The sequence below is a fragment of the Streptomyces sp. RKAG293 genome (assembly GCF_023701745.1).
Taxonomy (GTDB): Bacteria; Actinomycetota; Actinomycetes; order Streptomycetales; family Streptomycetaceae; genus Actinacidiphila.
In genome coordinates this window covers 4932523-4958821 of the sequence record NZ_JAJOZB010000001.1, presented here as the reverse complement: position 1 = coordinate 4958821, position 26299 = coordinate 4932523, and the positions used below count along the sequence as shown (strand labels likewise).

General features: G+C 71.9%; 22 protein-coding genes. 8 read left to right on the top strand and 14 right to left on the bottom strand.

Going from position 1 to position 26299, the window contains the following annotated elements; genetic code table 11:
- Window positions 1-43: 43 nt before the first annotated feature.
- Genes LNW72_RS22075 through ssd form a run of 4 tightly spaced genes read right to left on the bottom strand, consistent with a single transcriptional unit; the run spans window position 44 to window position 4030 of the window.
- Window positions 44-829, bottom strand: coding sequence for a type II secretion system F family protein (locus LNW72_RS22075; protein WP_250976991.1), 786 nt, complete (start codon window positions 827-829; stop codon window positions 44-46).
- Entirely contained in the window at window positions 826-1752 is a 927-nt protein-coding gene (locus LNW72_RS22070; protein ID WP_250976990.1) for a type II secretion system F family protein, read from the bottom strand. Before LNW72_RS22070 ends, LNW72_RS22075 begins: the two co-directional genes overlap by 4 nt.
- A complete protein-coding gene (locus tag LNW72_RS22065; RefSeq protein WP_250976989.1) occupies window positions 1749-2924 on the bottom strand; it encodes a TadA family conjugal transfer-associated ATPase in 1176 nt (391 codons plus the stop codon). Before LNW72_RS22065 ends, LNW72_RS22070 begins: the two co-directional genes overlap by 4 nt.
- Window positions 2921-4030 carry a septum site-determining protein Ssd gene (ssd, locus tag LNW72_RS22060; RefSeq protein ID WP_250976988.1) on the bottom strand — a complete coding sequence of 370 codons (1110 nt, stop codon included), beginning with the start codon at window positions 4028-4030 and terminating at the stop codon, window positions 2921-2923. Before ssd ends, LNW72_RS22065 begins: the two co-directional genes overlap by 4 nt.
- Before the next feature lie 452 nt (window positions 4031-4482).
- On the opposite strand from ssd, the gene LNW72_RS22055 reads away from it, so the two are divergent.
- Window positions 4483-5316 (top strand): HAD family hydrolase, encoded by an 834-nt coding sequence (locus LNW72_RS22055; RefSeq protein WP_250976987.1) that lies wholly within the window; start codon window positions 4483-4485, stop codon window positions 5314-5316.
- Between the two features lie 305 nt (window positions 5317-5621).
- On the opposite strand, the gene LNW72_RS22050 is transcribed toward LNW72_RS22055, so the two are convergent.
- Complete coding sequence (locus tag LNW72_RS22050) at window positions 5622-6443, bottom strand: oxidoreductase (RefSeq protein WP_250976986.1); 822 nt, start codon at window positions 6441-6443, stop codon at window positions 5622-5624.
- 106 nt (window positions 6444-6549) lie between these two features.
- Here LNW72_RS22050 and LNW72_RS22045 point away from each other — a divergent pair, with 106 nt between their 5' ends.
- The gene (locus tag LNW72_RS22045) at window positions 6550-7554 is read left to right on the top strand and encodes an ATP-binding protein (protein ID WP_250976985.1); all 1005 of its coding nucleotides are present in this window, start codon (window positions 6550-6552) and stop codon (window positions 7552-7554) included.
- Here the strand turns inward: LNW72_RS22045 and LNW72_RS22040 are convergent.
- Entirely contained in the window at window positions 7547-8908 is a 1362-nt protein-coding gene (locus tag LNW72_RS22040; protein ID WP_250976984.1) for a hypothetical protein, read from the bottom strand. The two genes, LNW72_RS22045 and LNW72_RS22040, sit on opposite strands and share 8 nt — an antisense overlap.
- Before the next feature lie 246 nt (window positions 8909-9154).
- On the opposite strand from LNW72_RS22040, the gene LNW72_RS22035 reads away from it, so the two are divergent.
- From LNW72_RS22035 to LNW72_RS22015, 5 genes are all read left to right on the top strand, one after another.
- Window positions 9155-11365 (top strand): SulP family inorganic anion transporter, encoded by a 2211-nt coding sequence (locus LNW72_RS22035; protein WP_250976983.1) that lies wholly within the window; start codon window positions 9155-9157, stop codon window positions 11363-11365.
- Between the two features lie 159 nt (window positions 11366-11524).
- Window positions 11525-13483, top strand: a complete 1959-nt coding sequence (gene acs, locus LNW72_RS22030; protein ID WP_250976982.1) for an acetate--CoA ligase — start codon at window positions 11525-11527, stop codon at window positions 13481-13483.
- A 241-nt stretch (window positions 13484-13724) separates the two neighbouring features.
- Complete coding sequence (gene nhaA, locus LNW72_RS22025; RefSeq protein WP_250980254.1) at window positions 13725-15143, top strand: Na+/H+ antiporter NhaA; 1419 nt, start codon at window positions 13725-13727, stop codon at window positions 15141-15143.
- 69 nt (window positions 15144-15212) lie between these two features.
- Window positions 15213-15662 carry a phage holin family protein gene (locus tag LNW72_RS22020; RefSeq protein ID WP_250976981.1) on the top strand — a complete coding sequence of 150 codons (450 nt, stop codon included), beginning with the start codon at window positions 15213-15215 and terminating at the stop codon, window positions 15660-15662.
- A gap of 13 nt (window positions 15663-15675) precedes the next feature.
- Window positions 15676-16599 carry an alpha/beta fold hydrolase gene (locus LNW72_RS22015; protein WP_250976980.1) on the top strand — a complete coding sequence of 308 codons (924 nt, stop codon included), beginning with the start codon at window positions 15676-15678 and terminating at the stop codon, window positions 16597-16599.
- Window positions 16600-17061: 462 nt separating this feature from the next.
- On the opposite strand, the gene LNW72_RS22005 is transcribed toward LNW72_RS22015, so the two are convergent.
- The 3 genes from LNW72_RS22005 to nth all read right to left on the bottom strand — a co-directional run bounded on the left by LNW72_RS22005 (window position 17062) and on the right by nth (window position 19875).
- Window positions 17062-18261, bottom strand: a complete 1200-nt coding sequence (locus tag LNW72_RS22005) for a MarP family serine protease (protein ID WP_250976978.1) — start codon at window positions 18259-18261, stop codon at window positions 17062-17064.
- 106 nt (window positions 18262-18367) lie between these two features.
- The gene (locus tag LNW72_RS22000; RefSeq protein ID WP_250976977.1) at window positions 18368-19045 is read right to left on the bottom strand and encodes a CoA pyrophosphatase; all 678 of its coding nucleotides are present in this window, start codon (window positions 19043-19045) and stop codon (window positions 18368-18370) included.
- Complete coding sequence (gene nth, locus LNW72_RS21995) at window positions 19042-19875, bottom strand: endonuclease III (protein ID WP_250976976.1); 834 nt, start codon at window positions 19873-19875, stop codon at window positions 19042-19044. Before nth ends, LNW72_RS22000 begins: the two co-directional genes overlap by 4 nt.
- Window positions 19876-20128: 253 nt before the next feature.
- Here nth and LNW72_RS21990 point away from each other — a divergent pair, with 253 nt between their 5' ends.
- Entirely contained in the window at window positions 20129-20803 is a 675-nt protein-coding gene (locus tag LNW72_RS21990) for a Crp/Fnr family transcriptional regulator (protein ID WP_138357072.1), read from the top strand.
- 116 nt (window positions 20804-20919) lie between these two features.
- Here the strand turns inward: LNW72_RS21990 and LNW72_RS21985 are convergent, their stop codons facing one another.
- From LNW72_RS21985 to LNW72_RS21965, 5 genes are all read right to left on the bottom strand, one after another.
- Entirely contained in the window at window positions 20920-21579 is a 660-nt protein-coding gene (locus LNW72_RS21985) for a response regulator transcription factor (RefSeq protein ID WP_138357071.1), read from the bottom strand.
- A complete protein-coding gene (locus LNW72_RS21980) occupies window positions 21576-22988 on the bottom strand; it encodes a histidine kinase (protein WP_250976975.1) in 1413 nt (470 codons plus the stop codon). The genes LNW72_RS21985 and LNW72_RS21980 overlap by 4 nt, the downstream gene beginning before the upstream one ends.
- A gap of 121 nt (window positions 22989-23109) precedes the next feature.
- Complete coding sequence (locus tag LNW72_RS21975; RefSeq protein WP_250976974.1) at window positions 23110-24084, bottom strand: alpha/beta hydrolase; 975 nt, start codon at window positions 24082-24084, stop codon at window positions 23110-23112.
- 3 nt (window positions 24085-24087) lie between these two features.
- Window positions 24088-25380: a kynureninase gene (kynU, locus tag LNW72_RS21970; protein WP_250976973.1), complete on the bottom strand. Its 1293-nt coding sequence runs from the start codon at window positions 25378-25380 to the stop codon at window positions 24088-24090.
- Window positions 25373-26251, bottom strand: coding sequence for a tryptophan 2,3-dioxygenase family protein (locus tag LNW72_RS21965; RefSeq protein ID WP_250976972.1), 879 nt, complete (start codon window positions 26249-26251; stop codon window positions 25373-25375). The genes kynU and LNW72_RS21965 overlap by 8 nt, the downstream gene beginning before the upstream one ends.
- Window positions 26252-26299: the final 48 nt, after the last annotated feature.

Genomic DNA, 26299 nt, shown 5'->3' with positions numbered 1-26299 from the left:
ATGACGTTCGTATGCCGTGATCGGGCCAGCCCCTGCCCTGGCTCTAGCCGGAGCCGCCCGCGAGGATCCCCGCCGCCAGCCCCATCACCACCGGAATCACCCCGACGAGCAGGAAGGCCGGCAGAAAGCACAGTCCGAGCGGGGCCGTGGCCAGCACTCCCGCGCGCCGGGCCCGGGCGAGTGCCGAACGGCCGCGTGCCGCGCGGTAGTCGGCGGCGAGGCGTGCCACCTCGTCGACCGGTGCCACTCCGCTGTGCGAGGCGCGGGACAGGCAGCGGGCGAGCCCCTTGACCGCGGGCAGCCGGCCGAACCGTTCCCAGCACCGCTCGGGGTCACCGCCCAGCCGGAGTTCGGCCGCCACCCGTATGAGCCCGTCGCCCAGCGGCCCGCCCAGTGAGCGGCCGACCGCTTCGGCCGCCTCGCCCGGCCGGGCGCCCGCCGCGAGGCAGGCGGCCATCAGATCGGCGCAGAGCGGCAGTTGACGCCCGGCGCCCGCGTCGCGGTCCTGGCCGCCGGCCGTCCGTGACCGACGCTGCCAGCGCCGTATCCCGTACGCGGCGAGCAGCCCCGTCACACAGCCGGGGATCCCTCCGACGAACACGGCCGCGCCGAGCGCGACCGCTGCCACCGGACCCCAGGTCCGCAGCGCGGGCCCCCTGGTCCACCACGCGGCTGCGGGACGCCTGGCGACCCGCACCCCGAACAGCAGCCGGAGCCTGCCGAGCGCGGCGCGTTCCCGCCGGGCCTCGATCACCGTCACCACGACGCACAGGACGGCGGCGCCGACCGAGACGGCTGTCCCCAGGCTGTGGACACGGTCGCCGGTCACCAGGACTCCTCGGCGGACCGCACGATGCGTCCGGTCCAGGCGAGCCCCGCCCACTCCAGCAGGCCGCCCGCCAGCAGGCAGGCCAGCCCGGTCGGGGTGCCCAGCAGCATCCCCACCGGATCCGCCCCCAGTCCCGCGCCCAGCACCACTCCGAACAGCGGGAGCAGGGCCAGCATCAGCGCGGTCGAGCGCGGACCGGCCAACTGGGCTCGTAGATCCTCCTGTTGATCGCGCTCGGCGCGCAGCGCGGTGGCGATCCGGTCGAGGCCCGCGGCCAGTCCGGCGCCGCCATCGACGGCGACCTGCCAGCAGGCGGCGACGGCCGCCAGCCCCTCGGCGCCCTCCTGACGCGCGGCGGCCCGCAGCGCTTCCGGCACATCCCCGCCGAACCGTGCGGCGGCCAGCAGCAGCCGCGCGGCGTCCACCAGCTCGGGAGCGTCCGGCCAGCCGTCGTCCTCGATCGCGCCCGCCAGTGCCGTGTGCGGCGGGCTTCCGGCCCGCAGATCACCGGCGACCGTCCCGCAGAGGGTGCCCACCGCGGTCACCCGCCGCTCCGCCGCCACCCGCCGTGCCCGCTCGCGCAGTTGGCGGCCGGCCAGCGGCACGGCGGCGGCCCCGGCCAGCGCGGGCAGCACCGAATGCGCCACCAGCGCGAGCAGCAGTCCGGCGGGCAGGCAGAGGAGTTCACGTCCGAGCCGCCATCCCAGCCGCTCCCGCAGCGGTGCCAGCAGCGCCTGCCCGCAGGCCACCGGCCCGCGCCACATCCCGGGCCCCCACTCCCACCCGGTGACAGGCCGCCGGCTGCCGACGAGCATCAGCCGGGCCCGGCGCAGCACGGCGTCCCTGCCGTACATCAGCCAACCGGCGGCCCCAGCACAGAGCACGGCCGCCCACAGCGTCACCAGCGCCGACCCGGGCCTCATGACGCACCCCGCTCGCACAGGACCGCCAGCCGGTCCCAGCCCGGCCCCCGCTCCCCGGCGCCGTGAGCGCCGCGCACCACGGCCGGGACGGTGACGACCAGCCCGTCGGCGCGGCGTTCCAGTACATGGATCTCGGCGACCCGGCGCAGCCCGGACCGGTCCCTGGCCAGATGGACGACGACGGACAGCGCGGCCGCCAACTGGCTGTGCAGGGCGGCCCGGTCGAGACCGGCGGTCGAACCGAGCGCCTCCAGCCGGGCCGGCACGTCGCAGGCCGCGTTCGCGTGCACCGTTCCGCAACCGCCCTCGTGCCCGGTGTTGAGCGCGGCGAGCAGTTCGGTGACCTCCGGTCCGCGGACCTCGCCGACCACCAGCCGGTCCGGGCGCATCCGCAATGCCTGGCGCACCAGGTCCCGGAGCTCCACCAGACCGGCACCCTCCTGATTGGCCGGCCGGGTCTCCAGGCGTACGACATGCGGGTGGTCGGGCCGCAGTTCCGCGGAGTCCTCGGCGAGGACGATGCGCAGATCCGGTTCCACCAGGCCCAACAGACAGCTGAGCAGGGTGGTCTTCCCGGTGCCGGTGCCGCCACTGATCATGAAGGAGAGCCGGGCGTCGAGGACGGCCCGCAGCAGCCGGGCGGTCTCGGCGTCCATGGTGCCGGCGGCGATGAGCTCGTCCAGGGCGAAGGCACGGGCCCGCACCACACGCAGCGACAGACACGGCGACCCGACGACGACAGGCGGCAGTACGGCATGCAGCCGGGTGCCGTCCGGCAGCCGGGCGTCGACCCACGGCCGGGCGTCGTCCAGCCGCCGCCCGGCGGTGGTCGCGAGCCGCTGGGCGAGCCTGCGCACCGCGGAGGCATCGGCGAAGCCGACGTCGCTGCGCTCCAGGCCGTGCCCGCGGTCGACCCACACCTCGTCCGGACCGTTGACGAGCACATCGGTGACGTCCGGATCCGCGAGCAGGGGTTCCAGCGGTCCCGCGCCGACCATTTCGGAGCGCAGCGCGGTGACGACGCCGAGCACTTCGGTGTCGCCCAGCAGCCGCCCTTCGGCGCGCAGCGCGGCCGCGACCCTGCTGGGCGTCGGGTCCCCGCTGTACTCCGCGAGGCGGAGTCTGACGGCGTCCAGGAGCGCCGCCCTCGGTTCCGCACGGTCCGCGCTCATACCGGCACGCTCCCGCCGCTGGGCAGGGCCTGGGCCAGGAAGGCGGAGCAGAAGCGGGCCAGCGGCCCGCGGCCGCTCGCGCCGGGCGGCCCGCCGCCGTCCCGCGCATCGAGGAGGTCCGGTTCCGACGGCAGTTCGCCGGCCAGCGGCAGGCCGACGAGCTTGGCGATCTCCTCGTCCCCGAGCCCGGAAGCGAAGGGCCCCCGGGCGACCACCCGCAGGTCCTTGAGGACCATGCTGACGGCCGAGGCGACCCGGGTGGCCGCGGCCACCGCCCGCAACTCGGCCGGGACGACGAGCAGTCCGACGTCGATCTGGGCCAGGGATTCCGCGACCGCCTCGTCGACCCGGCGGGGCAGGTCCACGACGACGACACCGCCCCGGCGCCGCGCGGCACCCAGCACGGACCGCATGGCCTGCGGCGGGATGACCACCGAGTCGCTGCGGTCCCAGCTGAGGACGCTCAGCGCGTCGAGCCGCGGCAGCGACTCCTCGAGCGCACCGCTGTTGACGCGCCCCCGCGAGTCGGCGAGGTCGGGCCAGCGCAGTCCTCCGGTGCGCTCGGCGCCGAGCAGGATGTCGAGGCCTCCGCCGAGCGGGTCGCCGTCGATGAGCATCGCGCGGCGGCCGTCGCGGGCCGCGGTGACCGCGAGGGCGCAGGCCAGGGTGCTGGCCCCGGCACCGCCGCGGCCGCCCACCACCCCGATGGTCAGGGCGGGTTCGGCGACTCCCTCGGCCGCATCGGCGATCCGGTCGACCAGCCAGGTCTCGGCATCCGGCAGAAAAAGTACGTGATCGGCGCCGATGTCGACCGCTCTGCGCCACACGTCCTGGTCGTCCAGATCCCGGCCGACGAGCAGCACGCCCTTTCGCCGGACGGCGCCGCGGAGCCGGGTGGTGTCGTCGGAGCCGACGAGGACCAGCGGCGCGGATTCCCAGCTGCCCGCACGGGGCGGGGCCCCGAAGGCCACTTCGGGTTCGGCGCCGGCCGCCGCGCACAACCGCAGCAAATCGTCGAGCAGCGCCTCGTCCTGAGTGACGATCAGCGGTCCGCCCGGCTCCTCCGCCGCTGCCGGCCTCCGGTCGGGTGTGATGGATTCAGCCACGGCCCTGTCCCCCTCGTTCGTCCCGCGAGCACGGTGGTGCATCGCCTGCGAACAGAGTCCGGCCGTTCCGGAGCTTCAGATGATCTTGGTCGGTTCCGGTGGATAACTCAGCGGTTGTGGATAACTCCGCCACTCGAACGGGTGAGTTCGCCACTGAGGCGCAACGATTACGGAACGTGACACGTCGTACCCGATACAGGCAGCACAAGGGGAGGCGGAGCTACCGCATAAAAGGAAGGAGAGCTACCGGGACGTCGGTCCGAAAAGACATCCGGACATGCGACGACCCCCGCCGGGGGGGAGAGCGGGGGTCGTCCCCACAGTCCGACTCGGGGGGGGAGGAGCCAGACCGGGTTAGCACGGTCGCGAACGATCCGTGACTTCCATGGTGTACCCGACAGCCTTCTCAGGCAAACCCACGCGCCTGAGCTTACGCCGAATGGTGGTTGCTTATGCTCGTGCTCGTGGAAAACCACCTGTCCCCGCGCACCGCAGCATTCTTCGACCTCGACAAGACCGTGATCGCCAAGTCGAGCACCCTCGCCTTCAGCAGATCCTTCTACCAGGGCGGCCTGATCAACCGAAGGGCCGTGCTGCGCACCGCCTACGCCCAGTTCGTCTATCTCGTGGGCGGCGCCGACCACGACCAGATGGAGGGGATGCGCAAGTACCTCTCCGAGCTGTGCCGCGGCTGGAACGTGCAGCAGGTCAGGGAGATCGTGGCCGAGACCCTCCACGACCTCATCGACCCGATCATCTACGACGAGGCCGCGTCCCTCATCGAGGAGCACCACGCCGCCGGCCGGGACGTGGTGATCGTGAGCGCCTCGGGTGCCGAGGTCGTCGAGCCCATCGGCCGGATGCTCGGCGCCGACCATGTGATCGCCACCCGGATGGTCGCCAAGGACGGCTGCTACACGGGCGAGATCGAGCACTACGTCTACGGCCCCGCCAAGGCCGAGGCCATTCTCGGGCTCGCCGACACCGAGGGATACGACCTGGAACGGTCGTTCGCGTACAGCGATTCGGTGACCGACATCCCCATGCTGGAGGTCGTCGGCCACCCGTACGCGGTGAATCCTGACCGCGGGCTGCGCCGCGAGGCGACCGGCAAGGAATGGCCGATCCTCACCTTCAACCGGCCGGTCCGGCTCAACCAGCGGATCCCGTCGCTGTCGATGCCGCCGCGCCCGGTGCTCGCCGCGGCCGCGGTCGGAGCGGCCGCCGCCACCGCGGGACTGGTCTGGTACGCCGCCCGCCGCCGACGACCGTCACTTTTGTCCTGATTGAAGGCAAAAGTAAAGAAGTGCGCTCAGGGGTTCCGCTTCGGCCGTGGCGGCGGTAGAAAGGACTCAGAGGCCCGCGAGACCACGGACGTTCCGAGAGGAAGACCGCAGAGTATCTGGCCACACGGACCCAGCATGGAAGTCGGGCACCCACGCGCAGCCGACCCGCTAACCGGGCCAGCCGTACCAGGTGACGGGCAAAGTCCCGACCTGATCGGCAAAAACCGAGCACGCATGGTAACGCGACGGACATGTCAGCGGCGGCACCCCCTGGGTGCCGCCGCAACCCTTTCCGGCCTCCGGCCTCAGGCCGCGCCGCGCTGCAGCGCCTCGCACACCGCGACGCTCTCGCGCACCCCGAGTTCCAGCGCCTTCCCGCAGTGCCCGATCCACGCGGCCATACCCTCCGGTGTCCCGGACGCGTAACCCTCCAGCGCCTTGAGGTAGTCGGCCCGCCCGAGTTCGGCGTGGCCCACCTCGGCGGGACAGATCGACTTGGGGTCGAGTCCGCTGCCGACCAGCACGATCCGCTCCGCGGCCCGCGCGACCGGCCCGTTGAACGAGCCGAAGGGCCGCAGCGACAGCAGTTCGCCGTGCACCACCGCGCCGACGACGAGCGCGGGCGCCTCGCTCCCCGCACGCAGCAGTCCGACCAGCCCGTCGAGCCGGGCGGCCACCTCTCCCGACTCCGGGAGCGGGAGCTCCACCAGCGGCTCGTCGACCGGCTCCCCGGCCAGCCGCGGCCGGCCGACCGTGTCGTCCGGAACGGCGCCGCCCGCCGCCACCAGGTGCAGCCGCGCCAGCGCCTGCACCGGCGACTGGCGCCAGACGCTGAGCAGCTGCCCGGCCTCGGCGGTCAGCCGCAGCGCCGCGCCCACCGTGCGGGCCTCGGCGTCCGCGGAGAAGTCGCTGCGCCGCCGCATCTCCTCCAGCGGCCAGTCGGCGCCGGCCAGCGCGGCGGAACCGCGCGCTCCGCGCAGCGCCGCCTCGGACGTCACCTCTTCGGACCGGCGGCGCATCACGCGGTGGCCGTAGACCTTGTCCACGGACTGCCGCACGGAGTCCACCGCGTCGGACACGCCGGGCAGGGAACCGAGGATGGCGAGCGGATCAGCGTTCGTACCCATGAGTACGACCCTACGCACAGCGGAACGCGCCAATGGACCCCGATCGAGTGGCCTTCCCCACTCCAAACCGTCACCGCCCGTAGATGTCCGACTACTCTTGGCGAACATGAAGATCGCTTTCGTTGGAAAGGGCGGCAGCGGCAAGACCACGCTGTCCTCCCTGTTCATCCGCCACCTCGCGGACGTCCGTGTGCCCGTCGTCGCCGTTGACGCGGACATCAACCAGCACCTCGGCCCGGCCCTCGGCCTGGACGAGGAGGAGGCCGCCGCGTTCCCCGCGATGGGCGCCCACCTGCCGGAGATCAAGGAGTACCTGCGGGGCACCAACCCGCGGATCGCCTCCGTCGAGACCATGATCAAGACGACTCCGCCGGGCAGCGGCTCGCGCCTGCTGCGGGTGATCGAGGAGAACCCGGTCTACGCGGCGTGCGCCCGTACGGTCCCCCTGGACGACGGCGCTCAGGTGCGGCTGATGGCGACCGGCCCGTTCAACGAGTCCGACCTCGGTGTCGCCTGCTACCACTCCAAGGTCGGCGCGGTGGAACTGTGCCTGAACCATCTGACCGACGGCCGCGACGAGTACGTCGTGGTGGACATGACGGCCGGCAGCGACTCGTTCGCCTCCGGGATGTTCACCCGGTTCGACATGACGTTCCTGGTCGCCGAGCCGACCCGCAAGGGCGTCGCCGTCTACCGCCAGTACAAGGAGTACGCCCGCGACTTCGGCGTCGCGCTGCGCGTCATCGGCAACAAGGTGCAGGGCCCCGACGACCTGGCGTTCCTGCGCGACGAGACCGGTGACGACCTGCTGGCCACCGTCGGCCACTCCGACTGGGTGCGCGCGATGGAGAAGGGCCGTCCGCCGAGCTTCGAGCTGCTGGAGGAGACCAACCGCCGCGCGCTGCGGACGATGCACGAGACGGCCGACGCCTCGTACGACGCCCGCGACTGGGACCGGTACACCCGGCAGATGGTGCACTTCCATCTGAAGAACGCGGAGAGCTGGGGCAACGCCAAGACGGGCGCCGACCTGGCATCCCAGGTCGACCCCGTCTTCGTGCTCGGCGAGTCCGCGGCGATGACCGCCGCCGGCGCGCTGTCGCCTAGCTGACCCTCGACCCGGATCCGGCCGCGCCCGCCGGAGCCGCGGCACCAGGAGTCTCGGGTGCGCCAGGAGCCGCGGGTGCGCCAGGAGCCGCAGGTGCGCCAGGAGCCCCAGGTGCCGCGAGGAGGGCCGGCCAGCCCTCCTTCGGCGCCTGCCCGACGTCCAGGGTGCGCAGCTTCCGCAGCACCGCCGGATCCTGCGCGTCCATCCAGTCCGCCATCTGCTTGAACGACACGCACCGCACGCCGTCCTTGCGGCACACCGACTTGATGGTGGACTCGACGGCCTTCATGTAGACGCCGCCGTTCCACGACTCGAAGTGGTTGCCGACGAACATCGGCGCCCGGTTGCCCGTGTAGGCGCGGTCGAAGGCGGCGGCCAGCCCGTTCTCCATCTGCCGGCCCCAGTAGTCGCGCATCGACGGGTCGCCCTTGGTGGTGCCGGACTGGTTGGCCAGGAAGTTGTAGTCCATGGAGAGCGTCTCGAAGGCGCGGCCGGGGACCGGGATGTCCTGGAGCGGGAAGTCCCAGACGCCGTCGATCTGCGAGGGCCAGACCTGCCGCCCGCCGACCGAGCTGGCGTCGTAGCGGAAGCCCATCTCCTTGGCGGCCGGGATCAGGTTCCGCTGGCCCTCCAGACAGGGGGCGCGGCCGCCGACCAGCTCCTTGCTGTAGTCGAAAGGCAGCGGGGCGAGCCGGGTGAGGCCGCTGTTCGTCTTCCAGTTCTTGACGAAGCCCTCGGCCTGCTCGATCTCGCTCTTCCACTCCTCGGACGACCAGGTGCCGACCCCGCCGTTCGGCCCGCAGAAGTGGCCGTTGAAGTGGGTGCCGATCTCGCTGCCGTCCTGCCACGCCAGCCGGATCTGCTCCAGCGTGTCGGTCATCTCCGGGCGGTCGGTGAAGCCGATGTCGGAGGCGCCGCGCGAGTGCCGCGGCGGCGCGTAGACCTCCTTGCGGTCCCCGGGCAGCAGGTAGACGCCGCTGAGGAAGTACGTCATGGCCGCGTTGTTCTCCTTGCCGACCTCGCGGAAGTGCGAGAACAGCTTCTGGCTGTCCTCTCCCGCGCCGTCCCAGGAGAAGACGACGAACTGCGGGGGCTTCTCGCCCGGCGCGAGCCGCTCGAACCGGGGCTGGTTGGGCTGTGCCCCGGTCTCGGCGGTGGAGCCGTCGCCGATCAGCTTCATCACCCGTGCCGGTGGTTTCCGCACGGCCGCGGCAGGACCGTCGTGCTGCCGGCTGCTCTGCCCGGACCCTCCAGAACTGGAACCGCTTGAACCGCTCGAACCGCTCGAACAACCCACCGCGCCGAATGCCAACGCGGTTACAGCGGCCAGGGCCGTGGTCTTCCGCATGGAATACATACGAACCTCGATCCAAAGGGAAAGCAGTGATTCGAGAGCAAAAAGTGACATGCTCCCGCGATTTGCCGGTCACGACCGGCCAAACCACTCCTCGATTCACCCGATAGGAGCAAATCTCCGCCCGAGTGGATCTACGGACTTCACCGAACCGTATATCCGCATTACTCTCCTTTTACCGACGCTTGAGCGTAGCCATATAGTTACGTACGGCTACCACGTCCCGCCGCCCTGAAGGAGACGGGAACCATGCAGACGCCTCACAGGTCCGATCTGTCCGCCTCGATCACTGTCTTTCTGATCGCCGTGCCGCTGTCGCTCGGTATCGCCCTCGCCACCGGTGCGCCCCTCCAGTCCGGCCTCGTCGCCGCAGCCGTCGGCGGTATCGTCGCCGGGCTGCTGGGCGGGGCCCCGTTGCAGGTCAGCGGGGCTGCCACCAGCCTCGTGGTCGTCACCGCCGAACTCGTACAGCGCTACGGATGGCGCACCACCTGCGCCATCACCGTGCTCGCCGGCCTCGCCCAGGCCGCCCTCGGCGCCCTGCGGGTGGCGCGGGCGGCGCTCGTCGTCAGCCCCGCCATCGTGCACGGCATGCTCGCCGGGATCGGCGTGTCCATCGCCGTCGGGCAGCTGCACGTCATCCTCGGCGGCACCGCTCAGGGCTCCGCCCTGGCCAACCTCGGTGCGCTGCCACGCCAGTTGGCGGCCACCAGCCCGGCCACCCTGGGGATCGGCGCGCTCACCGCCGTCGTCCTGGTCGGCTGGCCGCGGCTGCCCGGAAAGAACGTCAGAAACAGAGCCGTGCGCGCGCTGCGGGCGGTCCCGGCGGCGCTGGCGGCGGTCGCCGTCGCCACGGCCGCGGGTCTGGCGCTGACCGTGCCGCGCGTCGATCTGCCGTCGTGGAACACTCCGGTGCTGCCCCGGCTGCCGGAGGGCCCGGTGCTCGGGCTGCTCGCCGCGGTCGTCACCGTCACCCTCGTCGCGAGCATGGAATCGCTGCTGTCCGCGGTCGCGCTCGACAAGATGCAGTCCGAGTACCCGGACCGGCGGGCCAGACCCGCGCGGCTCGACCGTGAACTGCTCGGCCAGGGCGCGTCGAACGTGCTCTCCGGGCTGCTCGGCGGCCTGCCGGTGGCCGGCGGCGCGATGCGCGGCTCGGCGAACATCCGGGCCGGGGCCGTGACGCGCTGGTCCACGGTCCTGCACGGGGTGTGGGTGGTGCTGTGCGCGAGCCTGCTGGCCGGCGTGCTGGATCTGATCCCGCTCGCCGCCCTCGCCGTCCTGGTCCTGCTCGTCGGCGTGAAGATGGTGAGCTTCGCGCACATCAAAAACGTACGGCGGCACCAGGAGTTCCCGGTGTACGTCACCACCATCGGCGGAGTGGTGCTGCTCGGCGTCCTGGAGGGCGTGGTGGCCGGGATCGCGGTCGCGGCGTTCACCGCGCTGCGCCGCCTCACCCGCACCCGGATCACCGTCTCCGAGGAGGCGGGCGGCTACCGGGTGCGGGCCCGCGGGCAGTTGACGTTCCTCGCGGTGCCCCGGCTCACCCGGGCCTTCGCCCAGGTACCCGACGGGGCGCACGCGGTCGTCGAGCTGGACGGCTCGTTCATGGACCACGCGGCCTACGAGGCGCTGCAGTCGTGGTGCGACCGGCACCGTGCCCGCGGCGGCTGGGCCATGCTCGGCGACCGCACCGGAGGGACCGTCAGCGAACCGGCGAGCGCGCACGCCTGCCGGCCCTGGACTCCGTGGCGCAACCACCACTGCACCCGGCCGAGCGCCGCCACCGTCACCGCACCGGGCGGCAACCAGCTGCTCGGGGGCGTCAGCAACTTCCAGCGCAACACCGCACCCCTGGTGCGCGACGAGCTGGCGCGGCTGGCCCGGGAGGGCCAGCGGCCCACCCAGCTCTTCCTCACCTGCGCCGATTCCCGGCTGGTGACCAGCATGATCACCTCCAGCGGGCCCGGTGACCTCTTCACCGTCCGCAATGTCGGGAATCTGATGCCGCCGCCGGACTCGGACAACTCCTGCGACTCGGTGGCCGCGGCCGTCGAGTACGCGGTGGACGTACTGAAGGTCGGCAGCATCACGGTCTGCGGGCACTCCGGCTGCGGCGCCATGCAGGCGCTGCTCGGCAGTGATCACGAGCCCGGCGCGCAGACCCCGCTGGCCCGCTGGCTGCGCCACGGCCGGCCGAGCCTGGAGCGGCTGGCGCGGGGCGGCCCCGGGATGACGGACCGGGCGCCGGCCGACGATCTGGAGCGGCTGAGCCTGGCCAATGTGGTCCAGCAGCTGGAGCACCTGCTCGACCACCCGTGCGTGGCCCGCCGCTACGCGGAGGGCAAGCTCCAGCTCCAGGGCATGTACTTCCATGTCGCAGAGGCCCAGGCGTACGTCCTGGACCACGCCACGGGGTCGTTCTCCGCGGTGCATCCGGAGGTGCTGGACGCGGTCTGACACCGTTCGGGGCCGGGCGGCGGAACGACACGCCGCGCGGCCCCGACGGAGCCGCTCACACTACAGGTCTAAACCAATTATCCTGCGACTCTTGTCATCGCGCCCGCGGCCTGATGAGCTATGGCTGGGACATCTGGGACAGTCTGACAAGGAGTTGGCGTGAGCAGCAACGAGAGCCTGGCCAATCTGTTGAAGGAGGAGCGGCGTTTCGCTCCGCCGGCCGAGCTGGCCGCATCCGCCAACGTCACCGCGGATGCGTACGCACGGGCCGAGTCCGACCGCCCGGCCTTCTGGGCCGAGCAGGCGCGCCGGCTGAGCTGGGACACCGAGCCGACCGAGACGCTGGACTGGTCGAACCCGCCGTTCGCCAAGTGGTTCGCCGACGGCAAGCTCAACGTGGCGTACAACTGCGTCGACCGGCATGTCGAGGCGGGCAACGGCGACCGGGTCGCCATCCACTTCGAGGGTGAGCCCGGCGACAGCCGCTCCCTCACCTACGCCGAGCTCAAGGACGAGGTCAGCCGGGCCGCCAACGCGCTCACCGAGCTGGGCGTCGAGGCCGGCGACCGGGTCGCGGTCTACCTCCCGATGATCCCCGAGGCCGTGGTCGCGATGCTGGCCTGCGCCCGGATCGGCGCCGCCCACTCCGTGGTCTTCGGCGGCTTCTCGGCCGACGCCGTCGCGTCCCGCATCCAGGACGCCGACGCCAAGCTCGTCATCACCTCCGACGGCGGCTACCGGCGCGGCAAGCCGTCGGCGCTCAAGCCCGCCATCGACGAGGCCGTAGCCAAGTGTCCGCAGGTCGAGCACGTCCTGGTGGTCCGCAGGACCGGCCAGGAGACCGCGTTCACCGAGGGCCGTGACGTCTGGTGGCACGACATCGTCACCCGGCAGTCGGCCGAGCACACACCGCAGGCGTTCGACGCCGAGCACCCGCTCTTCATCCTCTACACCAGCGGCACGACGGGGAAGCCGAAGGGCATCCTGCACACCTCGGGCGGCTACCTCACCCAGACCTCCTACACCCACCACGCCGTCTTCGACCTCAAGCCGGAGACCGACGTCTACTGGTGCACGGCCGACATCGGCTGGGTGACCGGCCACTCGTACATCGTCTACGGGCCGCTCTCCAACGGCGCCACCCAGGTGATCTACGAGGGCACCCCGGACACCCCGCACCAGGGCCGCTTCTGGGAGGTCGTCCAGAAGTACGGCGTGACGATCCTCTACACCGCGCCGACCGCGATCCGGACGTTCATGAAGTGGGGCGACGACATCCCCGCGAAGTTCGACCTGTCCTCGCTGCGGGTGCTGGGCAGCGTCGGCGAGCCGATCAACCCCGAGGCGTGGATGTGGTACCGCGAGCACATCGGCGGCAACCGCTGCCCGATCGTGGACACCTGGTGGCAGACCGAGACCGGCGCGATGATGATCAGCCCGCTGCCGGGCGCGACCACCACCAAGCCGGGTTCCGCGCAGCGCGCCCTGCCGGGCATCGCCGCCACCGTCGTGGACGACGAGGCGCGCGAGGTGCCGAACGGCTCCGGCGGGTACCTGGTGCTGACCGAGCCGTGGCCGTCGATGCTCCGCACCATCTGGGGCGACGACCAGCGCTACATCGACACCTACTGGTCGCGGTTCGAGGGCCGCTACTTCGCGGGTGACGGCGCCAAGAAGGACGAGGACGGCGACATCTGGCTGCTCGGCCGGGTGGACGACGTGATGCTGGTGTCGGGCCACAACATCTCGACCACCGAGGTCGAGTCGGCGCTCGTCTCGCACCCGAAGGTCGCCGAGTCTGCGGTCGTCGGCGCGGCCGACGCGACCACCGGCCAGGCCATCGTCGCGTTCGTCATCCTGCGCGGCACCGCCTCGGACTCCGACACGCTCGTCGCCGAGCTGCGCGACCACGTCAGCAAGACGCTGGGCCCGATCGCCAAGCCCAAGCGCATCCTGATCGTCAGCGAGCTGCCGAAGACCCGTTCCGGCAAGATCATGCGCCGGCTGCTGCGCGACGTCGCGGAGAACCGCGAGCTCGGCGATGTCACCACGCTGACGGACTCCTCGGTGATGGACCTGATCCAGACCAACCTGCCGGGCGCGACCAGCGAGGACTGACCGCAGGGCCTGAGAGGGTCCACACGGCCGACAAGGGGCTCCCGGCATCAAGCCGGGGGCCCCTTATGTCCGTAATATGAAGATCGCCGGACGGCACAGCGCGCGACCCGATAGGCTGGTCCCCGCGTCAAGAACGCGTCAGTACACAAGGTGCGCCGGGAAGTCTGGTCGGCAACGGAGTCAGCCATGTCCAGTGGATGACCAACCGACCGGAGGTCTTCGACCCGTGACCGAGCGACCTGTGACCGAGCGGCCCGCCACCGACCGGCCCGAGACCGAGCCCACCCGCCGCTCCGTCCTCCTCGGCCGGCTGTCCCTCCCCGAGCGGACCTTCGTCGCCGACGCGCTGCGCACCGAGACCGTGGGCGGCGTCCTGTTGCTCATCGCCGCCGTCGCCGCGCTGATCTGGGCCAACACCCCGGCGCACGAGACCTACGAGACGGTCAGGGAATTCCACTTCGGGCCGTCCTCCCTGGGGCTGGACCTGTCGGTGCAGCACTGGGCGGCCGACGGCCTGCTCGCCATCTTCTTCTTCGTCGCCGGCATCGAGCTCAAGCGCGAGCTGGTCGCCGGCGAGCTGCGGACACCGTCCGCAGCGGCGCTCCCGGTCATCGCCGCCGTCTGCGGCATGGCGGTGCCCGCCCTCGTCTACCTGGTGGTCAACACCGTCGGCGGCGGCGCGCTGGACGGCTGGGCGGTCCCGACCGCCACCGACATCGCCTTCGCGCTGGCCGTCCTCGCGGTCATCGGCACATCGCTGCCGTCCGCGCTGCGCGCCTTCCTGCTGACGCTCGCCGTCGTCGACGACCTCTTCGCGATCCTGATCATCGCGGTCTTCTTCACCTCCTCGATCGACTTCGTGGCCCTCGGCGGCGCCGCGCTGGGCCTGCTGGTCTTCTGGCTGCTGCTCCGCAGGGAAGTGCGCGGCTGGTACATCTACGTGCCGCTCGCCCTGGTCATCTGGGGGCTGATGTACAACAGCGGCGTGCACGCCACGATCGCGGGCGTGGCCATGGGCCTGATGCTGCGCTGTACCCGCCGGGACGGCGAGGACCACTCCCCCGGCGAACGCGTCGAGCATCTGGTGCGCCCCGTCTCCGCCGGTCTGGCGGTACCGCTGTTCGCCCTCTTCTCGGCGGGTGTCGCCATCTCCGGCAGCGCGCTCACCGATGTCTTCTCGCAGCCCGAGACGCTCGGCGTGGTCCTCGGCCTGGTGGCCGGCAAGACCCTCGGAGTGTTCGGCGGCACCTGGCTCGCGGCCCGGTTCACCCGTGCGGAGCTCAACCCGGAGCTCCGCTGGCCCGACGTCCTCGCCGTCGCCTCACTGGCCGGGATCGGCTTCACCGTGTCGCTGCTGATCGGCGAACTCGCCTTCGCCGAGGACCCGGTGCTGGCCGACGAGGTGAAGGCGGCCGTCCTGATCGGCTCGGTGATCGCGGCCGTCGTGGCGGGCATCCTGCTCAAGCTCCGCAACAACAAGTACCGGGCGATGTGCGAGGAGGAGGAACGCGACGAGGACGGGGACGGCATCCCGGACATCTACGAGCAGGACAAGCCGGAGTACCACCTGCGGATGGCCGAGATCCTCGAACGGAAGGCCGTCGAGCACCGCAGGCTCGCCGAACTGGCCCGGGTCAGAGGCGCGGGTGACGGGGACTGAGGCATGATCTGTGGGTAACAGTCCCTACCACCTGGTAGCCGGGCATGACGGATACCGACGGAGGATGCGATGAGCGCAGTGGAGCAGGCCGAGGGCGCGAGCCGCAGTCTCGGACAGCTGTTCGCCTCCGCCACGGCGGAGATGTCCGCCCTGGTGCACGACGAGATCGCCCTCGCCAAGGCGGAACTGCGCGAGGACGTCAAGCGGGTCGGCCTCGGCAGCGGCGCGATCGTGGGCGCCGTCACCCTCGCGTTCTTCGCCCTGCCGATGTTCAGCATGGCGGCGGCCTACGGCATCCACGCCCTCGGGCTGGGCCTGGCCTGGTCGTTCCTGATCGTCGGCGGCGCGTACGTGGTGATCGCCCTGATCCTCGGGGTGTTCGCGCGGGCGAAGTTCAAGAAGGTGAAGAAGCCGGAGCGCAGCATCGCCTCGGCCAAGCAGACGGCGGCCGTACTCCAGAGCGTCAAGCCGCATCCGCGCCCCCTGGAGTCCAGCACCACGGACGACCTCAAGGTGTGACACGCTCAGCTTCATGACGGTCGCTGGTAATTCCTCGGTTGCACGGCTCGACGGGCCCTGGACACACCGGGATGTCGCCGCGAACGGCGCGCGATTCCACATCGCCGAGGCCGGCGACGGCCCGCTGGTGCTGCTGCTGCACGGCTTCCCGCAGTTCTGGTGGAGCTGGCGGCACCAGCTGACGGCGCTCGCCGACGCGGGGTTCCGCGCGGTCGCGATGGACCTGCGCGGGGTCGGCGGCAGCGACCGTACGCCGCGCGGCTACGACCCCGCGAACCTGGCGCTGGACGTGACCGGGGTGATCCGCTCGCTCGGCGAGCCGGACGCCGCGCTGGTCGGCCATGACATCGGCGGCTACCTGGCCTGGACCGCGGCGGTGATGCGGCCGAAGCTGGTGCGCCGGCTGGCGGTGTGCTCGATGCCGCACCCGAGGCGCTGGCGCACGGCGATGCTCACCGACATGAAGCAGAGCGCGGCCGGCTCCTACATCTGGGGCATCCAGCGGCCGTGGCTGCCGGAGCGGCAGCTGATCGCGGACGACTCCGCGATGGTCGGCCGGCTGATCCGGGACTGGTCGGGACCGCTGCTGCCGGACGAGGAGACGGTCGACGTCTACCGGCAGGCGATGCAGATCCCCTCGACGGCGCACTGTGCCGTGGAGCCGTACCGCTGGATGGTCCGCTCGATGGCCCGCCCCGACGGCATCCAGTTCAACCGGCGCATGAAGCGTCCGGTGCGGGTCCCGACGCTGCATCTGCACGGCTCGCTGGACTCCGCGATGCGCACCCGCAGCGCCGCCGGCAGCGGCGAGTACGTGGAGGCGCCGTACCGCTGGCGGCTCTTCGACGGGCTGGGGCACTTCCCGCACGAGGAGGACCCGGTCGCGTTCTCGACCGAGCTGATCAACTGGCTGAAGGACCCCGAGCCGGACCGCTAGTCACTCCGCAGGTCCGGCGGCCGGATCGGCCGCCGGACGGGACGTCAGACGGGTGGACAGTCCGGTACGACTGTCTGACGATCAGCCAAATGCCGGACGCATAGGCCAATTGGCCGACCGCCGCACGATTACCGACCTTGGGGCGCGGGCACGTAGCTCGGTATGGGTTGGACGCACGACTACCGTGATGTATCACGCACCCGCCGCAATCCCGTCGCAGCTGTCAACCGCGCGACGCCTGTGGCCGTACTCCCCGAGGGGGAGCATCAGATCGGTATTCCCCGCATTCTCCGGCGGCGCGCCCGCTGGGTGGGCGCGCGCCTGCGGCACCCCCGCAGCGACTGACCGCCGGGCAGCGCCTCACGGGCCGTTCGGCCGATCCCGAACGGCACACGGTGGGCTTCCGGAATCCTTTCCGGAATCCTTTGCGGAGTCCTTTGCGGAGTCCTTTGCGGGGTCCTTCTAGAGCGCGCAGCCCTGGCTGTCGACCTGGCGGTCCGCCGTGCGGCCCGCGGTGATGTCGTCGCGGATCTCGTCCGCGGTCAGTGCGTAGCCGGTGTCGGCGTCGTCGAGGGACTTGGCGAAGATGACGCCTGCCACCCTGCCGTCCGGGGTCAGCAGCGGGCCGCCGGAGTTGCCCTGGCGCACCTTCGTGAACAGCGAGTAGACGTCGCGGTGCACGGTGCCCCGGTGGTAGATGTCCGGGCCGTTCGCCTGGATGCGGCCGCGTACCCGGGCCGCACGGACGTCGAAGCCGCCGTTCTCCGGGAAGCCCGCCACGATCGCGTCGTCGCGGCTGTGCGCGTCGCCCGCGGTGAAGTTCAGCACGGGTGCGTTCAGCGACGGCACCTCCAGGACGGCGATGTCGCGCTGCCAGTCGTAGAGGACGACGCGGGCGTCGTAGAGCCGGCCCTCGCCGCCGATCTGCACGGTGGGCTCGCTGACCCCGCCGACGACGTGGGCGTTGGTCATCACCCGGTCCCTGGCGAAGACGAAGCCGGTGCCCTCCAGCACCTTGCCGCAGCTGGGCGCGGTCCCGACGACCTTCACGATGCTCCGGCGGGCGTCGTTGACGACCGCGCTGCTCGCGAGCCTGGGGTCGGGCGCGGGCACTGAGGTGATCGGTTCGCTGCCGAACGGGCTGAAGACCTGCGGGAGGCCGTTCTGCGCGAGTGTGGAGCTGAAGTCGGTGAACCAGTTGTCGGCCTGCTGCGGGACGACCCGGGAGACGCCGAGCAGGACCTTCGAGGAGCGCACCTCGCGGCCTATCGTCGGCAGCGCCGTGGTGGCCAGCGCGGAGCCGATCAGCCAGGCGACGAGCAGCATCGCGGCGACGTTGACCAGCGCGCCGCCGCCCGCGTCCAGCGCACGGGCCGGGGACCACGTGATCTGGGTGCGCAGCTTGTTGCCCAGGTGGGTGGTGAAGGCCTGGCCGACCGAGGCGCAGACGATCACCACGACCACGGCGATCACCACCGCCACGGACCCGGGCGAGGAGTCGTCGGTGACCTTGTCCCAGATCATGGGCAGCAGGTAGACCGCTGCGAGGCCGCCGCCCAGGAACCCGATCACCGACATGACGCCGACGACGAATCCCTGTCGGTAACCGACGACCGCGAACCACGCGGCCGCGAGCAACAGCAACAAGTCCAGCACGTTCATCTAGGTTGACCTCGCGAGGACGGTCCAGCTCGACCGGGGCATCGGCCGGGGTTCCCGGGGCTGCCCCCCAGGAAGACACAGCACGAGCACACGGTCTCATGCCGTTCTATGAGAGCGGCACCGTCCTGCCCCGGTCCCAGGGCTGCTCCCAGCCCGCGAAGTGCAGAATCTTGTCGATCAGACCGGCTGTGAAACCCCAGACCACCGCGCCCTCGACCAGGAACGCCGGGCCGCGGAAGCCACTGGGATGGGTCATCGTCGCCCGATTGGCGGGGTCGGCGAGATCCGCGACGGGGACCCGGAAGACCCGGGCGGTCTCGGCCTGGTCCACCGCGCCGACCGGGCTGGGGGTGCGCCACCAGCCGAGCACCGGTGTGACGACGAACTCACTGACCGGGATGTAGAGCCGCGGCAGCACTCCGAAGATCTGCACGCCCGACGGGTCCAGGCCGGTCTCCTCCTCCGCCTCGCGCAGGGCCGCCCGCAGCGGGCCGTCGCCCTCGGGGTCGCCGTCCTCGGGATCGAGGGCGCCGCCGGGGAACGACGGCTGGCCCGCGTGCGACCGCAGCGATGTCGCGCGCTCCATCAGCAGCAGGTCACGGCCGTGCTCGCCCTCACCGAAGAGGATCAGCACGGCCGACTGCCGGCCCCGGCCGGACGCGGGCGGCAGAAAGCGGCTGAGCTGCTCGGGGAGCACATCGCCGGCCGCGCGGGCGACCGGCTGCAGCCACTGGGGCAGCCCCTGGGTCGAAACGGCCGCCTCGCCGCCACGTGTCGTCGTCATTCGCTCCCCTGCGTCATGGCCGCGGTGGCCGCCGGGGCGCCCAGCGCCGGAGCCGGGTCGCCCGGGTAGTCGGACGGTGGCTGCAGGCGCTGGCCGGGGGCACCGCCCAGCTCGTACTTCAGCAGCTTCTTCGCCTTCTCCGGGTCGGTCTCGCCCTCACCGTACGACGGGCAGAGCGGGGCGATCGGGCAGGCGCCGCAGGCCGGCTTGCGGGAGTGGCAGGTACGGCGGCCGTGGAAGACCACGCGGTGCGAGAGCATCGTCCACTCGCTCTTCGGGAAGAGCGCGCCGACCTCCTGCTCGACCTTCTCCGGGTCCTCGGAGGTGGTCCAGCCGAAGCGGCGGGAGAGCCGGCCGAAGTGGGTGTCGACAGTGATTCCAGGGACGTTGAATGCATTGCCCAGGACGACATTTGCCGTTTTCCGCCCCACGCCCGGCAGCGTGACGAGGTCCTCCAGCCGGCCCGGCACCTCGCCGTCGTACCGGTCGCGCAGTGCCGCCGACAGGCCCAGCAGCGACTTCGCCTTGGCGCGGAAGAAGCCGGTCGGCCGGATCAGCTCCTCCAGCCGCTCCGGCTCGGCCGCCGCCAGGTCCTCCGGGGTCGGATAGGCGGCGAAGAGCGCGGGGGTCGTCTGGTTCACGCGCAGGTCGGTGGTCTGCGCGGACAGGACGGTGGCGACGAGGAGCTGGAACGGGTTCTCGAAGTCGAGTTCCGGATGGGCGTACGGGTAGAGCTCGGCGAGCTCACGGTTGATCCGCCGCGCCCGGCGGACCAGAGCGATGCGGGATTCCGGTTTTCTGGCGGGCTTGAGCGAAGCTTGTTCGCTCACAGCGGAATCAGGGGTCCGGGTCACCCGCTTGGCCGTCCCACCCTGCCGTTTCTTCTGCGAACTCGGCGTATCAGACACCCGGCCAGCCTAAGGCTCGGCACTGACATCCGCCCTTGACCACAAGGAACCGACCCCCAATCGGACCCCCGGGGCACGTGCACGGCGATACATAAGACAGACTTGTGATTGATCGCACTGTTTTGCCTGCGGGCATCACGGGGATCATCCGGCGATGTCGACAAGGAGAGAGCTCGTGGACGACGTTCTGCGGCGCGCGGCGCTTTTTGCGGCGCTCGACGATGAGCAGGCCGCTGAACTGCGCGCCTCGATGACCGAGGTCACGCTCGCGCGTGGCGACGCGCTGTTCCACGAGGGGGACCCCGGGGACCGGCTCTACGTCGTCACCGAGGGCAAGGTGAAGCTGCACCGCACCTCCCCCGACGGCCGCGAGAACATGCTCGCCGTCATCGGCCCCGGCGAGCTGATCGGCGAGCTGTCGCTCTTCGACCCCGGCCCCCGGACCGCCACGGCCACGGCGCTGACGGAGCTCAAGCTCCTGGCCCTGGGCCACGGCGACCTGCAGCCCTGGCTGAACGCCCGGCCCGAGGTCGCGACCGCGCTGCTGCGCGCCGTCGCGCGACGGCTGCGGCGTACCAACGACGTCATGTCGGACCTGGTCTTCTCGGACGTGCCCGGCCGGGTGGCCAAGGCGCTCCTCGACCTGTCGCGCCGGTTCGGCGTGCAGTCCGAAGAGGGCATCCACGTGGTGCACGACCTCACGCAGGAGGAGCTGGCACAGCTCGTCGGCGCCTCGCGCGAGACCGTCAACAAGGCGCTCGCCGACTTCGCCGGCCGTGGCTGGCTCCGCCTGGAGGCGCGCGCGGTGATCCTGCTCGACGTCGAGCGGCTCGCCAAGCGCAGCCGCTGACCGAACCACCTGCCGAAGGCCCCGCCCCGCACCGGGCGGGGCCTTCGGTGTGTCCAGAGGGCGCCTGGAACGCCTTCTGCGGGCCTGTGGCCCCCGGAGGCGTCCGTTCCGGCCGGTCAGCCTCCCGGGGTCACCAGGCGGGCCTCGTAGGCGAAGACCGCCGCCTGGGTGCGGTCCCGGAGCCCGAGCTTGACCAGGACCCGGCTGACGTGGGTCTTGACGGTGGACTCGGCGACGACGAGGTGCGAGGCGATCTCGGCGTTCGACAGGCCCTGGGCGACCAGGACCAGGACCTCCGTCTCGCGGTCGGTCAGATCGCCGACCCGGTCCTGGGCCGGGGGCCTGGGCGTACCGAGCCGGGAGAACTCGGCGATCAGCCGCTTGGTGACGGCCGGGGCGAGCAGCGCCTCACCGGCCGCCACGATCCGTACGGCGTCGCCCAGCTGCCGCGCCGAGGCGTCCTTGAGCAGGAAGCCGCTGGCTCCGGCGCGGAGCGCCTGGTAGACGTACTCGTCCAGGTCGAACGTGGTCAGGACGAGGACCTTGGCGTCGGCGTCGGCCGCGACGATCTCGCGGGTCGCCTCCAGACCGTTGACCTCGGGCATCCGGATGTCCATCAGGACGACGTCGGGACGGAGCGCGGCCACCTGGGCGATGGCCTCCCGGCCGTCCACCGCCTCCCCCACGACCTCGATGTCCTGCTGCGCGTTGAGCAGGACCGAGAAGCCCTCCCGGACCATCATCTGGTCGTCGACGATCAGCACCCGGATCGTCATACGGGGTCCCCGGTGGACTTGACCATGGGCCAGGGCTTCCGTTCCGGCTCCGGCTCCGGTCCGGGTTTCGGAATCGTTCCGGGCTTCGGGTCCGGCTTCGGTTCCGGCTTCGGTTCGGCGGCCACCGGGATGAAGGCCGTCACCTCGTAGCCGCCTTCGGCGGTGGGTTCCGCCGTCATCTCGCCGCCCAGCATCGACACCCGCTCCCGCATGCCCAGCACCCCGTGACCTGCGCCGTGGGACGGCCTGACCTCCCCGGTGGCCGGGCCGTTGACCACGCGCAGGCCGAGGCCGCCGAGGACGTAGCCGATCTCGACACGGGTGGCGGCGCCCGGAGCGTGCCGCAGCGCGTTGCTGAGCCCCTCCTGGACGATCCGGTACGCGGAGAGCTCCACACCCTGCGGCAGCGTCCGGACGGCGCCGGTCACCACCTTGTCGACGTCCGCGCCCGTGTCCCTGACGTTGGCCAGCAGCGAGTCGAGGTTGGCGAGGGTGGGCTGCGGGGCCTCGGGGGCGCCGTCGGCGAACGCCGCATCTCGACCGGGCTCGTCGGCCCGTACGACGCCCAGGACGCGGCGCAGCTCGGTGAGGGCGGCCACCGCGTTCTCCCGGATGATCGCGAAGCTGCGGGTCAGCTCGGCCGGCGGGTCGTCGACGCGGTAGGGCGCGGCCTCGGCCTGGATCGCGATGACGGACATGTGGTGCGCGACGACATCGTGCAGCTCGCGGGCAATCGTCGTGCGCTCCTCCAGGACGGTGCGGCGCGAGCGCTCCACCTCGGTGACCGCGACCTGCTCGACGACCTTCGCCTGCGTCTCCCGCCAGCCCTTGACCAGCACCACGGTGAGCAGGACGAGGAACGACACGAACCCCATGGCGAAGCTGTCCGACATCCGGCCGGGCGTCGTGAACGCGAAGGCCGCGCCGAGCATCACCGTCAGCAGCCACATCTCCGCCGCCACCCGGGGCCGGGTCCGGCCGGCGACGAACGCCATCACCACCAGGTGCGAGACGAATCCGGTGGCCGACCACGGCCATTCCGAGAACAGGCCCGCGGCGCCGCTGAGAAAGCCGGCCCCGAACGACAGCCACCAGCCGCCGACCGGGCGGAACAGCACGGTGACGAGGGGAATCCCGGTGAGGAGCGCGGCGGCCAGTGGCGCTCCGCCCCGCTCACTCTCGAACTCGAAGCCCATCAGCATGAGCAGGCAGGCGAAGACCGCCAGGGAGGCGTGCGGCAGCCAGCGGGCGGAGTCGGGGAGCCGGCGCACGACCGGGCCGGCGGTGGAGCGGGGCGGCAGCGGGCGGAAGGCGAAGGCGTCGGTGACCAGGTCGTCACGCAGCCCCTTCAGGGCGCTCCGGGCTATCCGGAGCTCGGTCCGCAGAGTGGTCTGGTCGGTGTCGGTCACGCTCACACACTAGGCAGCTCACGCGGGCGCGTCGTCCACACCGAAGCCGATCTCCCGGCATCCGTCTCAGGGACTACACGGGTCCGCCGGAAGGCGGCTCGGACGGTCGCCGGTCCGCCCGCTACCAGGCGAGTTGCGCTATCTCCTCGGCGACGACGGCGCAGGCGCCGGCGGCCGGATCGATCAGCGGGAAGTGCCCGATGCCGTCCAGCACGGCCTCGGTGACCTCCTCGCCCGCCAGTGCCGCGGCGGCCGCGAAAGCCCTCGCGACCTGCGGCGGAACCACATTGTCAGTGGTCCCCTGCACGATGGTGGTGGCGATACCGGTGGGCAGCAGCGCGGCGGGATCGGCGTGGGGCAGCCGCGCCGTGACGTGCTCGGGGCCGCCGAGGAACTGCACGACGGCGTCGGAGCAGACCCGCAGCCGGATCGCGGACGCGAAGTCCGCGATCGGCGCGAGGGCGACGACACCGCGCAACGGGGGAGGCGAGGGGCGATGCCAGGGGGAATCGAGCGGAAGGGCGTTGCGGGCGGCGGCCCACAGCGCCAGGTGACCGCCGGCGCTGTGCCCGGTGAGCACGACCCGCCGGGGGTCCACGGTGTCCGCGCCCAGCGCCCGCACCGCGAGCGCGGGCAGGGTGTCGACGGCGGCGGCGATGTCGTCGAGCGTGTCCGGCCAACGGCCCGCGGGCGGGGCGTCCTCGCGCGGGTAGGCGCAGCCGTCGCCGCCGGACGGCGGCTCCTCGCCGCCGCGCCGGTACTCCACCGACGCCACGGCGAAGCCGCGGCCGGCGAGGTAGGCGGCGAACGGCGAGATGTGCCGGCGGTCGTAGGGTGCGCGCCAGGCACCGCCGTGCACCACCACGACCAGCGGCGCGGGCCGTACGGCGGTGCCGGGCGCACTGCGCGGCCGGTAGAAGTCGGCGATCTGGTCGGGCAGTTCACCGTAGGGCGCGGTCACGTCCGGGGGGACGGCCGCGTGCGCGAAGGCCGATGCCTCCTCCGCCTCCGCACGCTTCGCGGCGGCGTCCGCCGGGCCGGGGCCGGCCGGAGCCGGTGCGCGGTGGGCGGCGTGCTCGGGCGTGGAGGCCGGCATCGGTTATCGGTTCCCTTCAACGGCGTCGTGACCGGACGGCGCACCGGCTTCGCGGCCGGCTTCCACGACCTCTGGGCCGGGCTTCGCACCGGTCTCCTCGTCGACCTCGCGAAGCACGTCGGCGAGCACCTGCGCGGCGCGTTCCGCGTCGGCGAACCGCGTGTAGAGCGGGGTGAAGCCGAAGCGCAGGACGTCGGGGCGCCGGTAGTCGCCCACCACGCCGCGTTCGGTCAGCCGGCGCATGACCTCGCCGGCGTCGTCGCAGCGCAGCGCGACCTGGCTCCCGCGGTGTTCGTGCGGGGCCGGGGTGATCGACGTGACCCGGCCGGCCGGCACGTACCGCTCGACGCAGGCGAGGAAGAAGTCGGTCAGGGCCAGGCTCTTGGCCCGTACGTCCGCGATGTCGACGCCGTCCCAGACGTCGAGCGCGGCGTCGAGGGCCAGCAGCGACAGGATGTCGGGCGTGCCGACGCGGCCGCGGACGGCGCCGTCGGCGGGGCGGTAGTCGGAGCTCATGCCGAAGGGATCGGCGTGCGAGTTCCAGCCCGGCAGCGGCGAGTCGAAGCGGGACTGCAGATCACGGCGGACGTACAGGTACGCGGGCGCGCCGGGGCCGCCGTTGAGGTACTTGTACGAGCAGCCGACGGCGAGGTCCACGCCGTGCGCGTCGAGGCCGACCGGCAGCGCGCCCGCGCTGTGGCACAGGTCCCAGACGACCAGGGCGCCCGCCGCGTGGGCGGCGGCCGTCGTACCGGGCAGGTCGTGCAGCCGCCCGGTGCGGTAGTCGACGTGGTTGACGAGCGCGACGGCGGTGCGGTCGCCCATGGCGTCCGCCATCGCCCCGGCAGCGACGGGCCGGACGGTACGGCCGGTCATCCGGGCCGCGGACTCGGCGAGGTAGCCGTCGGTCGGGAAGGTCGCCGCGTCCACGAGGATCTCGGTGCGGTCCTCCCCCGCCATCCGGACGGCCGCCACGACCGCCTTGAAGACGTTGACGCTGGTGGAGTCGCCGGCCACGACCTGGCCGGGGGCCGCGCCGATCAGCGCGCCGATGCGGTCCCCGATCCGCTCGGGTGCGGTCCACCAGCCGCTCTCGTCCCAGGAGCGGATGCGCAGACTGCCCCATTCGCGCTCGATGACGTCCCGCAGCCGGGGCGCGACCGTGGTGGGGAGGGCGCCCAGGGAGTTGCCGTCCAGGTAGACGGTCTCGTCGAGGGTGAACCGGTCGCGGATCTCGGCGAGCCCGTCGGCGGCGTCGAGCCGTCCGGCCTCCTCCCGCGGCGAGGCGTCAGACATGGCTGCGCGCCGTCCACAGCTCGGGGAAGACGTTCTTGGTGGCACGTTTCTCCAGCCAGGCCACGCCCGCTGAGCCGCCGGTGCCCGTCTTGGAGCCCATCGCGCGGCGGGTCGCCACCAGATGGTCGTTGCGCCAGCGCCAGACCAGCTCGGCGACCTCGGTCAGCGCCTCGCCCAGCCGCAGCAGGTCGGCGTCACCGGCGGTGGCCCCCGGAGTGGCCTCGGCGGCTTCCGGAGTGGCCTCGGCGGCGGAGTAGATCCGCTGCCAGGCGCGCTCGACGGCCGGGTCGGGCTCGTAGCGCAGCGAGAGATCGCGTTCGAGGAGTTCGGCGGGGATGTCGTGGCCGCGCCGCTGCAGCAGGCCGAGCACCTCGTCGTACAGGCTCGGCTCGTGCAGGGCCTTCTCCAGCTCGGCGTACACCCGCGGCGAACCGCGGTGCGGGACGAGCATGGACGCCGACTTCTCGCCGAGCAGGAACTCCATCCGCCGGTACATCGCGGACTGGAATCCGGAGCCCTCGCCGAGCGCGCTGCGGTACGCGTTGAACTGCCCAGGGGTGAGGTGCGCGAGCGGCTTCCAGGAGGCGTTGAGCGATTCGAGCTCGTAGGTGCTGCGCTTGAGCGCCGCCATCGCCGTCGGGATGTCGTTCTCGCGGAGCGCCTGCCCCGCGGTGTGCCACTCATGGACGAGGACGGTGAACCACAGCTCCATGACCTGGGTGGTGACCAGGAAGACCATCTCTCCGGGATCGTCGGAGAGGGTGTGCTGAAGGTGGGTGAGGACATCCGCCTGGACGTAGTCCTCGTAAGGGGTGGTGCCCTGGAAGTCGAGGTTCGGGGTCTCCGGACTCTCGGCCGGTGTTTCGGACATTTCCGTTCCCTTCAGGATCTCGGCCCGGGGTCACCGGGCCACGCCGAG

Excerpts from the sequence above, each read along its gene's own strand:
- LNW72_RS22070 (WP_250976990.1), bottom strand. The coding sequence starts at position 1,752 with ATGAGGCCCGGGTCGGCGCTGGTGACGCTGTGGGCGGCCGTGCTCTGT.
- LNW72_RS22065 (WP_250976989.1), bottom strand. The coding sequence starts at position 2,924 with ATGAGCGCGGACCGTGCGGAACCGAGGGCGGCGCTCCTGGACGCCGTC.
- LNW72_RS22055 (WP_250976987.1), top strand. The coding sequence starts at position 4,483 with ATGCTCGTGCTCGTGGAAAACCACCTGTCCCCGCGCACCGCAGCATTC.
- LNW72_RS22050 (WP_250976986.1), bottom strand. The coding sequence starts at position 6,443 with ATGGGTACGAACGCTGATCCGCTCGCCATCCTCGGTTCCCTGCCCGGC.
- LNW72_RS22045 (WP_250976985.1), top strand. The coding sequence starts at position 6,550 with ATGAAGATCGCTTTCGTTGGAAAGGGCGGCAGCGGCAAGACCACGCTG.
- LNW72_RS22040 (WP_250976984.1), bottom strand. The coding sequence starts at position 8,908 with ATGTATTCCATGCGGAAGACCACGGCCCTGGCCGCTGTAACCGCGTTG.
- LNW72_RS22035 (WP_250976983.1), top strand. The coding sequence starts at position 9,155 with ATGCAGACGCCTCACAGGTCCGATCTGTCCGCCTCGATCACTGTCTTT.
- LNW72_RS22020 (WP_250976981.1), top strand. The coding sequence starts at position 15,213 with ATGAGCGCAGTGGAGCAGGCCGAGGGCGCGAGCCGCAGTCTCGGACAG.
- LNW72_RS22015 (WP_250976980.1), top strand. The coding sequence starts at position 15,676 with ATGACGGTCGCTGGTAATTCCTCGGTTGCACGGCTCGACGGGCCCTGG.
- LNW72_RS22005 (WP_250976978.1), bottom strand. The coding sequence starts at position 18,261 with ATGAACGTGCTGGACTTGTTGCTGTTGCTCGCGGCCGCGTGGTTCGCG.
- LNW72_RS22000 (WP_250976977.1), bottom strand. The coding sequence starts at position 19,045 with ATGACGACGACACGTGGCGGCGAGGCGGCCGTTTCGACCCAGGGGCTG.
- LNW72_RS21985 (WP_138357071.1), bottom strand. The coding sequence starts at position 21,579 with ATGACGATCCGGGTGCTGATCGTCGACGACCAGATGATGGTCCGGGAG.
- LNW72_RS21975 (WP_250976974.1), bottom strand. The coding sequence starts at position 24,084 with ATGCCGGCCTCCACGCCCGAGCACGCCGCCCACCGCGCACCGGCTCCG.
- kynU (WP_250976973.1), bottom strand. The coding sequence starts at position 25,380 with ATGTCTGACGCCTCGCCGCGGGAGGAGGCCGGACGGCTCGACGCCGCC.
- LNW72_RS21965 (WP_250976972.1), bottom strand. The coding sequence starts at position 26,251 with ATGTCCGAAACACCGGCCGAGAGTCCGGAGACCCCGAACCTCGACTTC.